This window comes from Streptomyces griseoluteus (assembly GCF_004784465.1).
Classification (GTDB): Bacteria; Actinomycetota; Actinomycetes; order Streptomycetales; family Streptomycetaceae; genus Streptomyces; species Streptomyces griseoluteus.
In genome coordinates this window covers 94,863-107,614 of record NZ_SRRU01000010.1, presented here as the reverse complement: position 1 = coordinate 107,614, position 12,752 = coordinate 94,863, and the positions used below count along the sequence as shown (strand labels likewise).

14 protein-coding genes and 1 tRNA gene are annotated in these 12,752 nt (G+C 70.1%); 1 reads left to right on the top strand and 14 read right to left on the bottom strand.

Annotated elements, in window-relative coordinates; genetic code table 11:
- Positions 1 to 23 precede the first annotated feature (23 nt).
- Positions 24 to 95, top strand: a tRNA-Cys gene (locus tag E5082_RS25650).
- Positions 96 to 204: 109 nt separating this feature from the next.
- Here the strand turns inward: E5082_RS25650 and E5082_RS25645 are convergent.
- The 14 genes from E5082_RS25645 to E5082_RS25580 all read right to left on the bottom strand — a co-directional run bounded on the left by E5082_RS25645 (position 205) and on the right by E5082_RS25580 (position 12,714).
- The gene (locus tag E5082_RS25645) at positions 205 to 1,251 is read right to left on the bottom strand and encodes a hypothetical protein (protein ID WP_135793624.1); all 1,047 of its coding nucleotides are present in this window, start codon (positions 1,249 to 1,251) and stop codon (positions 205 to 207) included.
- Positions 1,252 to 1,357: 106 nt separating this feature from the next.
- Entirely contained in the window at positions 1,358 to 2,605 is a 1,248-nt protein-coding gene (locus tag E5082_RS25640; RefSeq protein WP_135793623.1) for a tyrosine-type recombinase/integrase, read from the bottom strand.
- An 82-nt stretch (positions 2,606 to 2,687) separates the two neighbouring features.
- Complete coding sequence (locus tag E5082_RS25635) at positions 2,688 to 2,921, bottom strand: helix-turn-helix domain-containing protein (protein WP_135793622.1); 234 nt, start codon at positions 2,919 to 2,921, stop codon at positions 2,688 to 2,690.
- A gap of 173 nt (positions 2,922 to 3,094) precedes the next feature.
- The gene (locus E5082_RS25630) at positions 3,095 to 4,240 is read right to left on the bottom strand and encodes a DUF3631 domain-containing protein (RefSeq protein ID WP_135793621.1); all 1,146 of its coding nucleotides are present in this window, start codon (positions 4,238 to 4,240) and stop codon (positions 3,095 to 3,097) included.
- The gene (locus E5082_RS25625; RefSeq protein WP_229918969.1) at positions 4,237 to 4,665 is read right to left on the bottom strand and encodes a hypothetical protein; all 429 of its coding nucleotides are present in this window, start codon (positions 4,663 to 4,665) and stop codon (positions 4,237 to 4,239) included. Before E5082_RS25625 ends, E5082_RS25630 begins: the two co-directional genes overlap by 4 nt.
- Entirely contained in the window at positions 4,662 to 5,585 is a 924-nt protein-coding gene (locus E5082_RS25620; RefSeq protein WP_135793620.1) for a bifunctional DNA primase/polymerase, read from the bottom strand. The genes E5082_RS25625 and E5082_RS25620 overlap by 4 nt, the downstream gene beginning before the upstream one ends.
- Positions 5,582 to 6,841, bottom strand: a complete 1,260-nt coding sequence (locus tag E5082_RS25615; RefSeq protein WP_135793619.1) for a DNA cytosine methyltransferase — start codon at positions 6,839 to 6,841, stop codon at positions 5,582 to 5,584. The genes E5082_RS25620 and E5082_RS25615 overlap by 4 nt, the downstream gene beginning before the upstream one ends.
- Before the next feature lie 88 nt (positions 6,842 to 6,929).
- Positions 6,930 to 7,397: a hypothetical protein gene (locus tag E5082_RS25610; RefSeq protein WP_135793618.1), complete on the bottom strand. Its 468-nt coding sequence runs from the start codon at positions 7,395 to 7,397 to the stop codon at positions 6,930 to 6,932.
- Between the two features lie 205 nt (positions 7,398 to 7,602).
- Entirely contained in the window at positions 7,603 to 9,708 is a 2,106-nt protein-coding gene (locus tag E5082_RS25605) for an FtsK/SpoIIIE domain-containing protein (RefSeq protein WP_135793617.1), read from the bottom strand.
- 51 nt (positions 9,709 to 9,759) lie between these two features.
- Positions 9,760 to 10,077, bottom strand: a complete 318-nt coding sequence (locus tag E5082_RS25600) for a hypothetical protein (protein WP_135793616.1) — start codon at positions 10,075 to 10,077, stop codon at positions 9,760 to 9,762.
- Positions 10,077 to 10,415, bottom strand: coding sequence for an RRQRL motif-containing zinc-binding protein (locus tag E5082_RS25595; protein ID WP_135793778.1), 339 nt, complete (start codon positions 10,413 to 10,415; stop codon positions 10,077 to 10,079). Before E5082_RS25595 ends, E5082_RS25600 begins: the two co-directional genes overlap by 1 nt.
- The gene (locus E5082_RS25590) at positions 10,415 to 11,269 is read right to left on the bottom strand and encodes a protein spdB (RefSeq protein WP_135793615.1); all 855 of its coding nucleotides are present in this window, start codon (positions 11,267 to 11,269) and stop codon (positions 10,415 to 10,417) included. The genes E5082_RS25595 and E5082_RS25590 overlap by 1 nt, the downstream gene beginning before the upstream one ends.
- Complete coding sequence (locus E5082_RS25585; RefSeq protein WP_135793614.1) at positions 11,266 to 11,535, bottom strand: DUF6284 family protein; 270 nt, start codon at positions 11,533 to 11,535, stop codon at positions 11,266 to 11,268. The genes E5082_RS25590 and E5082_RS25585 overlap by 4 nt, the downstream gene beginning before the upstream one ends.
- Before the next feature lie 462 nt (positions 11,536 to 11,997).
- Positions 11,998 to 12,714 carry a GntR family transcriptional regulator gene (locus tag E5082_RS25580; protein ID WP_135793613.1) on the bottom strand — a complete coding sequence of 239 codons (717 nt, stop codon included), beginning with the start codon at positions 12,712 to 12,714 and terminating at the stop codon, positions 11,998 to 12,000.
- Between the last annotated feature and the right edge of the window lie 38 nt (positions 12,715 to 12,752).

Below are 12,752 nucleotides of genomic sequence, written 5' to 3'. Positions count from 1 at the left end.
CCTACGTTCATTCCACGACACACGGCCGTGTGCCCGAGTGGCTCAGGGACTCGCCTGCAAAGCGAGTTACGCGGGTTCGATTCCCGCCACGGCCTCCGATGCGTGACCAGGTAGAACGAAAGGGCGGCGCCCCTGGAGGGTTGCCGCCCGACTACCGTCCGTCTCAGTTGCCGTCTCAGTTGGTCCGCGCCACGGCTTCCCTGCCTACTTGGACCCAAGCAGAAGCGACACCGTCTCGACGCCCTTGGCTGCCCCCCTGAACAGAGTCACCAGCACCACGACCCCAGCAACGGTAGTAAGAGGGCCGGCAACCTGTTCTGGCAGGTGCAAGAGCGCGATGCCCACGGCAGCGGCTGCGACTGTCAGCGCCGCGACCAACGTTCTCAGTACCTCCCGGTCACGCACTGCGTCGTGACCTTGCAGCTCAGACTCGTCCAGCAATGCTCCTGCACGACCCTCGGCGAGCCGATCCCCTATTCGAACCAAAAGAATCCCGAGCTCCCGCATACCCTCGTCAGGGTCCGCATCAACTCGTGCGGCAGCAGTGCGCATGACCGACACCACCCTTCCTGCGTGATTCTTCAATTCAGACCTGCGGCGGCGGCTAGGCTTGAACCGCCCCGCCCTTGAAGTCTTCCAAGCGCGAAGCACCAGGCGTTCAGCCTGCGATATCTCGCGAGCCGAATTGGCCATCGAATCCCGCAGCAATCCCCTCGCCGACAAAGAACGCCCACATTGAGCTGCGTGGCCATACAGGATGAGCGCTGCCCTCAAACGCCTTTCAAGCACAAACAGGCTGACCTTGTGCATGTTGGCTTCCGTGTTCCTATCGGCGAGCATGAGACCCAACACCGCCATTGGTCTAGCAGCGTAGACAATCGCGAACATTAGAAATAAGAGCACAGACGAACCAGCAACAAGGTTGTACCACTCCGAGAAGCTAACTTCCTGCACCCGTTGCCTGGCACCCCCAAAGCCCTCATTGAAGCCTATCACCGCCTCATAGTAGCCCTTGAGAATGGGTTGATAACCAGGGCCAAATCCGTACAAGATAAGAGCCGCTGCAATCAACAAGCGAAGTGTCCCAGCGACCAGGAAGGAAAACGCCCACCGTTCCGCAATCCTTATTCGCCGATCTGGCTGCGCGATACCCGCATCGGAGATTTCAGCCAAGATGGACGCGGCGTAGTTAGCGCCGATTCGCCGCGCTCGGCGGTGCAAAAACCTGGAACGAAGAACGCGATCAGCCATGGAGACATTCTGGCAGTGAGCGGGGCGCTGTCGAGCGCTTTGGCGCACATCCGACAAGGCGCTTGCGGGGGTGGCCCTTCCGGCAGCCCACCCCCGCGCACATCGGCTACTCGCCGCTCGGCAAACGACGTGCTGGGGTGGACCAGATCAGTCCGTCCACTTGCCTTGCTACGTCAGCCCGCACCGCATCAACCATGTGCTGATACCGCGCTGCCATGGCGGTGGTTGACCATCCCATGAGCCCCATGACAGCACGCTCAGGTACTCCCAGGATGAGAAGAACTGTCGCGGCTGTGTGCCGGGCGTCGTGCAGTCGCCCGTCTCGCACGTGGGCCTCTGCCAGAAGTGCCTTCCATTCAGACCAGTCCCGGCGGTGGGACGGGCTACGGCCGTGCTCGTCCGGGAACACTAGGTCGTTCTCCTCCCATCGCTTACCGGCCGCCTCCTTCTCCACCTCCTGCGCCGTGAGGTGAGCCCGGAGCAGGGCGACGAGCTGTTCGGGAAGACCAACCGCGCGGCGGCCGGCGCGCGACTTGGTGGCGGTCAGCTCCGGGTTGGTCCGTCGCTTCTGCGGGCAGTACCCGGCGGCCTTGCGCCCACACGGCTCAGTGCACCCGTGGGCGTACTGCGGCCGATGGCGGCTACGGCGGACCATGAGGAACCCACCATCAAGGTCAACGTCCACCCACTGCAACCCCAGCACCTCCCCCTGACGCAGACCGAGCGCCAGGGCAACAGCCCACCGTGCGGAGTTGCGGTGCTGGCCAGCGGCCTTCAGCAAACGCTGCACCTCTTGGACGGTGTAGGGCTCTACCTCGTGTTCCCCCGTCTTCGGCGCCTTGGCCAACAGCACCGGATTCTTGCCGAGATGGCCCCGCCGTACGGCCTCGTTGAGCGCGGCCCGGAAAGTCCGGTGCACCTGGTGAGCGGTCGCGGGCTGGCTGCCATTGGCCTGCATCTTGGCGTAGAACACCTCAATGTGCTCAGGCCCCAGCCTGTCGAGACGGTGAGCGCCCAAGCCGGGGATGAGGTGCTTCCGCACGGCCACGCCGTACCCCACCATCGTGTTGTCGTTCACCGCGAGGGGCGCGACATTCTCAATCCAGTGGGTCAGCCACGCCTTGACCGTCCATGCCTTGCCAGGCTTCCGCACGGTCTTGGCGTCGCGCTGCTTCTCCAGCTCGCGGACAGCCTCCGCGACCTCGGTCCTGGTCTTCCGTTCGACGTGCCGGCGGTCTGGCGTGCCATCGTCACGGACGCCGACGGTCACGCGGCCGTGCCATTTGCCGTCCTTGCCGAGGTATATCGAGCTTCGGCCGTTCGGCTGTCGGGTGCGCTTCTTGCCTTCCGCCACGGGCGGACTCCTTATTCGGACCGGTGTAAACGACGGGAGCGCCACCCCGGCGTTGGGGTGGCGCTCCCGGTGAGGGGTGAGGTCAGGCCGCGGGCTTCTCGGCGCGGCGGCGGGCGAGGTAGGCGGCCGGCGCGTCGGCGGGGACGCGGCGGAGTCCGCCGATGGTCAGGGACTCCAGTTCTCCGGTGCGGATGAGGCCGAAGCAGGTGGTTCGGCCGATGCGGAGGCAGCGGGCAGCCTCTTCGACGGTCAGCAGGACGGGGGCCGGTACGTCGGCCTCAATGAGTGGTGCGGCGTCCACGGCAGCGATGCTCACGGAAGGTCTCCTCTTGGGCGGTCCGTCCGAGGGGGGGGACTTCTGAGGTCCGCTACTTCCGCTACCGCCGCTACCGTGCAGGTCAGAGGGCCTGTCGGAGGTAGCGGACGGGGTAGCGGTAGCGGATGGGTAGCGGCAAACTCCGGGGCTTGCCGCTACCCCATTGGGGCAGGTCAGACCAGGTTTTCGGCGCCCGGTAGCGGAGGTAGCGGACTTTCCGGGGGTGGGGGGCAATAGCGCTGCCAGGCGTCGTGCAGATCGGCGGCGTAGTAGCCCTTGAGGACGCTTGCTCCGGTCTTGATGTTGCGGGAGGCGATGGGCTCGTTGTCGGCCGTCATGTACTCCGCGAGCATCTTGGACAGGCGCCGGTTGTCGAGCGGTTTGCCGCCCATGTCGGCCCAGGGGGCGTCGTCCATGGAGTTGAGCCGGTCCAGGATGGCGACGGTGGGCAGGCGGTCGATGCCGGTCATGACGTGGTCGCGCAGGTCGGTGAGCAGCCGGACGCCGACGCTGCCCTTGTCGTTGGCGCGGGAGGCGGTCACGAGCGTGACGCACGCGGCGCGGGCCCGCTCGGGCCAGGTGCCACCGACCGCGTCCGCGATGGCGAGCAGCGGCTCCCACACGTCGGCCGGCCGGTCGGTGACCCCGTCCGGCATGTCCGGCCAGGCGCCCATGACGAACCCGCGGGCATGTTCGGCCCACGCGGAGAGCCGGTCACGGAGCTTGTGCCCCTCGGCTTCGTGCACGCGGGCCCGGAACGGCTCCACCTGCTCGTTACGTGCGCGGCGGCGCATGCGGATGATGACCGACCGGCTCAGGATCGTGTCCGGCAGCGAGCCGAGCCCGGCGACCGCGACCGCGCAGTACGACGGGAACGCCTGGACGGTCTGCTGCCCGCCGTCCCCGATGCACCGGTAGGTGACTCCGGTGCGGCGGTGCCCGGCGTTCAGGAACCCGCGCAGTTCCTCGTTGTCCCCGGCCTTGGGGCCGAAGACGGTGTCGATCTCATCGAACAGGATCGTCGGCTTGCCGTTGCCGCTGGAGACGGACCGGAACAGTGCGGCGGCGGACGCGTTGACGGCCGTCATCGGCTGCGGGACCAGCGTTTCCACGATCTCCAGCGCCCGCGTCTTGCCCGACCCCGGCTCGGGGGACAGGAAGGCGATGCGGGGGGTGGAGTCGAAGCAGTCGAGCAGGTGCGCGTGAGCGTCCCACAGGGCGACGGCCACGTAGGCGGCTTCGCTGGGGAAGACGTTGAAGCGGCGGTGGAAGGCTTCCACCTCGTTGAGCAGCGCGGCCCCGTCGATGGTGGCGGTCATGCGGCGGCCCTCCTTTCGGGCGAAGCGGCGGGCGTGCCGGTGCAGTTGGCCTTGTGGGCGTCGTAGTCGGCCACGAGCGCGGCCACCTGCCGGGCGCCCCTGGCGGTCCCGGTCTGCCCGCAGGCGCAGGCGTAGGCGGCGCTGGGAACGGCGCCCTCGCGGGTGGACCAGCGGGCGCCGTCCCAGTGGTCGCGGTAGACCGGCGGGGCGAAGATCCGGAGTCCGGGCTGATCCGGGGTCGGGTCGGCGCTTGGGCGCAGGTCGGAGGCCGCGAACTTCTTCGGACGAAGGGCAGTTACGACGCCCTTGCGGGCGGCGCCTTTCGGCTCGCCCACGGCCGTCGGGTCCACAGCCTGTGGAGCGGCGTGCCGTCCGGTCGTGGTGGGGGTGGGGCAGTCCAGGCGGGGGGATTTGGGGCCGGTCATGCGGCTTCCCGCGGTGTGGCGTGGGCGGTGACCCAGTCGATCGCGCTGCGGATGGTGGTGCGGCACTCGGCCGGCGGCAGTCCGGTAGCCTCCCCCGCCGCCTGGATTGCCTGCTCTGCCACGTGCCGGGGGAGGTGGCCCCACGCGACGAACCGGGCCACCTTGCAGGCGCTCTTGTGGAGCGTGTTGTTGCGGCCGTGCGGCCCGCCCTCGACCGCGGCCGTGATGACCGCGCATTCGCGTTCCAGCGCCACCTGCGCGGCCCGCGTCCCATCCCGCACCGGCGCGAGATCCACCGCGGCGGGCTTGGGCTGCTCGGTGAGCAGCGTCGCCAGCCATGCCGGGAGCGGGGCAACGCGGGCATCGTCGGTGACCTCGTACGCCCCATCAGGGGTGGTGCTGCCGGGGGCGACGACGTACCCACCCCACGCGCGGGTATCGATGTGCGGTCCGAGCCTGCCCGCGCTGCACTTCAACCGCACCCCGCTCGGGGCGGTGAAGTACAGGTGCTCACCGCCGCGTGCGGTCCGCACCCGGTAGGTGGTGGGGACGGTCTGCCCGGTGCGCTCGCAGAGCGCGGCAAGGGAAGTTGCGCCGTCAGGCGCTCCTTCTCGTTCTTCGGGCTTGAGCACGTCCAGGTCGACCACGAGCAGCCCGGCGGGGCCGGTGGCGATCCCGACGTTGTACGGCCGCGTCGCCCACGTGGCGTGGATCAACTGGGTGTTGGTGGTGGCACGCTGCTCGGGCTTGCGGTGCCCGCCCGCGCAGCGTCCGGTGCCGGGGCAGGCCCGTTCGGGGTGCCCGGCCGGCCGCTTCGCCTGCGGGTGCAGGGGGATGACGGGCCAGCCGCGTTCTGCCGAGGTGAGGGCGGAGGCAAGCAGCGGCAGACAGGACAGTTCCACGGTGAGGGGGCCGCTCATGCCGCCGCCTCGTTGTCGCCGGGCGCGGCCTGGTCCAGGTCGAGCAACAGGCTGTAGGCGCGGGCGGCTTGGTGGATGACGACGCCGTTGCCGAGGATCTTGAGCTGGTCGGAGCGGGAGAGGCCGAGGTCGGGGCTGGTGACCCATCCGGCGTCGGCGCCCACCATCCATTCCACGAAGGCCGGGGCCAGGCGGTGGTTGCCCTTGGTGCCCGGCTCGGTCGGCTCGGGTGCCGGGCGGCCCAGTACCGCCTCCCAGCGGCGGATGGCGGGCCCGTAGTCGGTGCCGTTGGTCGCCACCCACCGGTCGTCCAGCCGGACGGCCTGGCCGGGGAGGTAGTAGTTCCCCGCTGTGTCGCGCTGGTTGGGGCCGCCGTGCGGGCCGTCCGACGCCTTCGGAGTGGGCAGCAGGTTGACCACGACCTCGTTCAGCGGGCGGGAGTTGACGCCGAGGAGGTTGGAGGCGCCGGACTTCCAGTCCCGCGCGGCGGGGGTGGGGAGCAGGGTGACGGCGGTGCGCAGGTTCATCCCGCCCCGCCGCTTGGGGGAGGTGCCGGGGCCGCCGGTGCCGTCGGCGGCGGCCGGGGTGGGCAGCAGCCTCAGGGGTTCGCCGGGGGCAGCAAGAACACCACTTCGTCCTCCAGCGTGGGCCCGTGGCCCCCGGCTTTGCGTTTGTCCGGGTGCTGCGGTCCCCCGTTCCTGCCGAGCTGCGAGGTGGGGGTTTTCAGCAGCGGGATAGGCGACGGCGAACCAGCGGTCCCGGCGGTGGCAGGCTCCGACTTCGGGGTCTCCAGCTCGTAGGCACATCCAGCGTGCGTCATACCCGATCGCGGCCAGGTCCGCGGCGACGACATCGAGTCCGCGGCTACGGATGGCGGCGACGTTTTCCAGGAAGACGAGTCGGGGTCGAAGTACGCGAACGGCGTGGGCGACGGTTTTCCACAGTCCCGAGCGGTCACCGGCGATTCCTCCCCGAGGTCCGGCGTTGGAGATGTCCTGGCAGGGGAAACCGGCGGTCAGCGCCGCCGGGCGGGGCATGCCGGCGGCGAGCGCGGGCCAGTCCACGGCGGTGATGTCCCCGAGGTTCACGGCGTGGGGCATCCGGGCGGCCAGCAGTCGGGAGGCGGCCGGGTCGCGTTCGGCGACCGCAACCGTGGCCAGGCCGGTGACGGCTTCCACGGCTTGGTCCAAGGCGGCGGAGCCGGTGCACAGGCTGACGTTGCCGCCCTCCGGCGGCACAACGGGCAGATGGGTCATGCTGGAGGTCTCCAGTTCGTTGTGAGCGGGCTGGATGGGCAAGGGCGACCCCGGGTTCTTGGCGGAATGGGGGTCGCCCTTGGCGTCGCTAGTGGTGGAAGTGGTTGCGCTTGATCACGGCCCGGCGGATGTTCACCGTGGTCCCGCCCCGGCTGCGGCGGCCGGCGGTGAGTACCTGCGCGGCGATGAACCCGCCGAACAGGACCACCGCCAGGGTGACGAGCTGGGTGATGAGCGCGGTGAGGGCGGTGATGAAGGTGGTGAGCATCAGCAGTCCGCCGCACACGGCGAGGAATCCGACGCCCCCGAGGGCGACGTTCACCGCCGCCCGCGCCACGGCCGGCTTGGCCGTGACTGGCTCGGGTTGGACGGGGCCGACGGCGTAGCCGGTGATGATCCGGCCGTCCGGGAGGACGACGCTCGCCACGGTGGGGACCGTGGTCGGCTGCACCGGGACGACCGGCGCCGGGGCAGCCACGGCGGGGGTGATGGGGGTGGGCTGGTGGACCTCGACGGCCCGCTGTGCGGGCAGGCGCGGGGTGCTCTGGGGGTACATGTGGAATCCCTTCCGGTGCGGTCAGGGAGGCGGGACCACCCCCTTGCGGGGTGGCTGTGGAGGGGGTTTCAGGGGTGCTGACCTGCGGGCCTCCCTGCCTCCCTGAACGATCATTCGTGCAGCTCAGGGCGAGGGAGGTGGGTCAGGGAGGCGGTCAGGGAGTTCTCCCTGCCTCCCTGACCCGTGAGGGTTGGGCTCCCTGCCGTCAGGCGCCGGAAGCGGAATCGTTGGCCTCGCGGTGGGCGAGGGCGCGAGTGATCTGGTCACGGCTCACGACCATGCGGCCATCCGACTTGTACGGCTCAGCTCCGGTGCCGTCCAGGACGCGGGTGAGGTCGCCGGGCGACCAGTCCCCGTACGCGTCCCCGTCCAGCGCGGAGAGCCGCTTGATCACGTCCTGTGTCCGCAGTCGGGGCGCGTCTGCGATGACGGCGGCGATGTCCGCGAGCGGGTCACGCTCCTGGCCGCGCTCGACCACGTGCAGGGTGGTGACGCCGTCCCGTAGGGCCTTGGCGCGGTCGGTGATGGCTTCGGCCGCGTCGTCATCGACGTAGTGCGTGCGCACGGTGATGGACGACTGGCCCTTGGGGATGTCGATGCCGGACGACGCGACCACGAGGGTGCCCTGATCCAGACCGGGCCGCAGCAGGTTCGGCGCGGCGCCGCCGTCGACGGCCTTGTCTCCCAGCGCCATGCGAGCCTGCGACTCGGTTCCCAGTGCGAGGGAGGCGCGGGTGTGGGCGCCCTCGCGGACCAGCTTGGGGAGGTTCTGGTCGGTGGGGTCCTGGGTTCCCTGCCACATCAGGACGTTGACGGCCCGCCCCTGGTTGTGGATCTTCCGGACGGCCATGAAGTACCGGGAGGTGGCCTTGGCGCCGCCGTAGTAGCGGCCTTCCTCGTCCTTGACCGGGCACATGAACGCCACCTGTGCCTCATCGACCAGCACGATCAGGGCGGGGAAGGTGGTGCCGGGCGGGGCCTGGATACGGCGGTTCATCTCCTCGACCGCGCCCTCGACCATCTCGGTCACCTGGATCACGTGCTCATCTGTCGGCCCCTGGATCAGGACTTGGGCCAGGCCGTCGAACATGGCCCAGTCGCCCACGCCCTTGAGGTCGCCCATGAGGAACTGCACCGACTTGTCCAGCGACAGCCACAGCGCGAGAGAGCGCAGGGCGACGGTCTTGCCCTGGTTCGACAGACCAGTGATGAGCAGGTGTCGCTGATACAGGCTCAGCGCCGCCGCGTCCCCGCGCAGGTCCTGCCCCCACGGGGCGCGACCCTTGGCGTAGTCGGCGGTCAGCGTGTCGTCTGTGACCAGCGGGGACGGGCCGATCGGCTCGTCCAGTGCCCCGGAGTCGGCCACCCACAGCCGCACGGTGCGGGCCGCTTGCGGGATGGTGATGAACACCTCGTGCTCATGGCGGGCCAGGTTCTCCGCCAGCTTCCGCCGGCGACCCTGCACCTCGATCGTGGACACACCCGAGGGGAGGGTCACGTCGACCTCGACCCCGCAACCGGCGATCACGATCGGGGACAGCATCGACGCGCCGGCGTCGCCCATCTCCTTGATGGCGTTGCGCAGCGCGGGGACGCCGAGGTCGCGCAGGGCCTTGACCACGATGGACGGGGTGATGGGCTCGCCCTCGCCATTGCGGACCCGGTCCGGGAGCGCCCACTGCGGGGCGGCCTGCTGGTGAGCCCCGACCGACCACAGGGCGAGCAAGGCGAGGAACGGGGCGAGTGAGACGGCCGGTCCCCACACGACTTGGACGATGGTGACCATCAGGTTGATGAACTTGATGACCGCCATGAGCGGGGTGACGACCTCGGTCGCGTCCTTGGTGGCTACGGCCATGGCGACGCCGAGCAGGACCAGGCCGCCGATGCCCATGCCGGTGGTGACGGCGGCGCCCTTGGCAGCGTCGAGCGGGGAGTGGAGGAGGTCCATGCGGCGGCGGCGGTGGCGGGCGTCGCGGAAGCGCTGCCCCCGCTCCTCCCACTCCGCCGCCGCCTCGAAGTTCCCCGCGGCCTCAGCGGTACGCATGTAGCGCTCGTAGCGGGCGGCCGTCCGGCCATCCCACGCCCGCTTGGCCACGATCCGGGCGCCGCCCGCCACGTACAGGCCGTGCCGGGCCACGGTGCGGGCGGTCGTGCGGGTGGCGTCATGGGTGACGGCCGTGCGCAGGGCGCGGCCGGACCGGAGCCACAGCGGGACGGGCTTGGCCGGGGCGGGGTCGGGGACCACGGTAAGCGTGGTCACGGGGGTCGGGTCGGGGTTCTTGTGCAGCGAGACGACGTTCTCACTCATGACGAGACGACTCCTGACACCCCATCCGGGGCGGGAAGTGGAGGGGTGAGGTCAGAACCAGCCGGTGGACTTCTTCACGGCCTTCGCCTTGGCGTTCTCGCGGACGATCTGCGCCCGCTCCAACTGCATGGCGGAGATCTCCGCGATGAGGCGGGCCTCCGCGCGCTGCCAGGCGGTGTCGAGCCGCTGCTCCGCACGGCTCGTGCTGCGTCCCCGGGTGACGCGGTAGGAACCGCTCACAGCGGCGCCGAGGACCGCGCGGCGCTCGCGGCCGTCCAGCGGCCATATCTCGCGGTTGCGGACCGCCTCCAGCTTGCGTTCCGCCGTCTGGATCTCCCGATCCAGACGGCGGGTGTCGGGCTTGCCCATCACGCACTCCTTGCGATGGTGGAAGGGGAGTTGCAGGGCACGCAGGTGCCGAGCGAAGAAGGGAAGACGTAGCCCGCATCCATGAGGCAGCGCGGGCAGATCCGGCGCGCGGCGTTGGCCTTGGCCAGCGCCGCCCACCGGCCCGGCGTCATCGGACGCACGGGCTTGGCCAGGTCGACGCGGTAGAGGTAGGCGATCAGCGGGCCGCGTCGGCGGCGGGGGCGTTCGAGCTGGGCGGCCACGTCCTGACCGCCGGGCCGAAGCCCGGCGGCACGCTGACGGCGCGTGGCGTAGCCGTCCGGGGCGAGCCGCCACCGGTAGACCGGCAGCGCGGCCATCAGACGACGCGCTTCCACGCGGCCCGAAGACGGACCTCGGACGCGGCGTGACCGGTCGCCCGGAACCGGGCGGCCATCTCCCGGTAGGACAGGGCGGGGTCTTCGCTGTGCCGGATCTGGTCGACCACCGCGTCCAACGCGTCATCACTCAGCGCGGGAGCCGACTCCAGCGCCGGCACCGGCTCGGACGGCCCCCACACGGGAAGGTCCCAGCGGGCCGTGACGCCGGGCGTGACGGGGCGCGTCACGCTGGTCAGCGCCCGCCCGGTGTCCTCCCCTTCCCGCGCACTTTCGAGCGTCGACCACGCCCGCGAGAGGGTCTGCGCGGTCTTCGCCTGGACCCGTGCGACGCGGGCACCGGCCTCCGTCACGGCCGTCAGCCGCGTCTCCTCCGTGGACGCTTCCGCCTTAAGGCGGGCGCGGGCCACGGCCGCTTCGTCGCGGGCCTCCTGCCGGATACCCCGGATCGCCCCCAGCGCGGCCGGGGTCAACGCGGTGCGCTCCCACAGCCCGTGCACCAGCCACAGGGCCTTCGCCGCGATCGGCAGCCACGCCACGGCCAGCCACGCACCGGGGGAGCTCCCGGCGGTGAGGGCGTGGGCGATGAGGACGCCGGCGGCCAACAGCCCGAAGCACCAGCCGACCGCGGTCACTGGGGTGCTGTGGTCGCCCTGCGCGGCCAGACGCCGCTCATAGGCGAGGGTGGCCAGCCAGCCCCCGTCGATCCCGAGACCGACGACCAGCGCGACCAGCCACGGCACCGCCTGGCCCAGCCACATCATGACCACCGCGAGAGTGAGCACCATGGACACCGCCGTCATGGCGACGGCGGGAAGAACGGTCTTGGCCCTCACGCCGCACCACCCGGCAGGCTCGTGCCGACCGTCTGGTTGAGCAGGGCGACGCGGGCGGCCAGCGCCCGGCGGCGGGCCCGGCGGATACGGCGGGCGTCCAGCTCGGTCGGGGTGCGGTCGATGGTGGCGATGTGCGCGTCCAGCAGGTCAACGTCCGCCAGGATGACGGGCATCTCCCGCTCGATCGCGTCCAGCTCCGCGCTGGTCGGCTCCATGAAGTCCTCGAACGCCGTAACAGCGCCCTGAACAGTAACGATGTGGCTCATTGGGTCTGGTTCCTTCCACACAGGAACGGCCCGAACAGCGGCCCCGGTGCTCCAACACCGGGGCCGCGCGCCGTTGAAGTCGGTAGATCCGGCTCCCCTCAGCGCTGCTCGTGCGAGACGAGCAGCGGAGGCAACCGGCGCGGCGTACGCCGCGAGGTTGAAGCGCAGCCAGATGCCGCGCGGACCGCCTTTTCGACTCGGGGAGGCGGGGCCCACCTATGCAGTTCTCAAGCAACTCCCAGCGCGGGGCCTCCCGTTATGGCAGGCAATCCCGAACCAGAACCGTTCCGCTGGAGAGCGGTGCGGCGCTGCATGAAACAGACTGGACCGGTGGACCGGTCCAGTCAGGCCGCGAATCGCGAGTTGGTGAGCGAGCGAGCACGTTTGACCAGCTCAGCTACGCTGACAAGGCATCAAAAAAGCTGGACCGGCGGACCGGTCCAGCTTCGATTGAGGTCGCGCCTACATCGCGTAGGTGTCCACCTGCTCGAAGAGCGATGCAGGCGTAACGCCCTCTTCGCAGACCAACGGGCGTCCCTCCTGGTCGTGCGCCGTGTGCAGGAGGACCGCGACAGCACTGCCCTCCTCAACCCCCAACCGCTCTGCCTCAACTTCGGTGGCCAGCCGGACGGTGGTTACGTCCACTCCTTCCACTGGGAACCGTCCGGTCTGCCGGCGGACGTAGCGAGTCGTGCCCTCAGCGATGGGCGCTGTGTCGGAGAGCCGGGGGGCCGCCTCTCCGATCTCAGGAGGGAACCACGCTTCCACGCAACTGTTGGGGCTTCCGTCAGGGAGTTGGAGGATGCGGACGCGGCGAAGCGCCTGTACGCCGGGGGCCAAGCCAAGCGCGTTGGCCACGCGCGTGGGCGGTTCGGCCCAGTCGGGTGCCCCGACCCGCAGGAACGGCATCCCGCCGAGGATGCGTGCCGACCCAGCCCGACGGGCGCCGGCGGGCCTCGCCACGGGTGTCTCCGTGACCACGAAGCCGGTCCCTTGCTTGGCCACCACCACGCCGTCGTTGCGGAGCACATCCACCGCCTTGATGGCGGTGGCGCGCGACACGTCCCACTGCTCGGCCAGGTCTCGGCCGGACGGGATGGTCTCGCCCGGGGCGAACTCACCAGCGGCGATGCGGGCGCGAAGCGACTCGGCGATCTCCTCGTACTTCAGAACAGCCATGGTTTCCTCTACCTCGCACGCTGGACTGGTCCACCGGT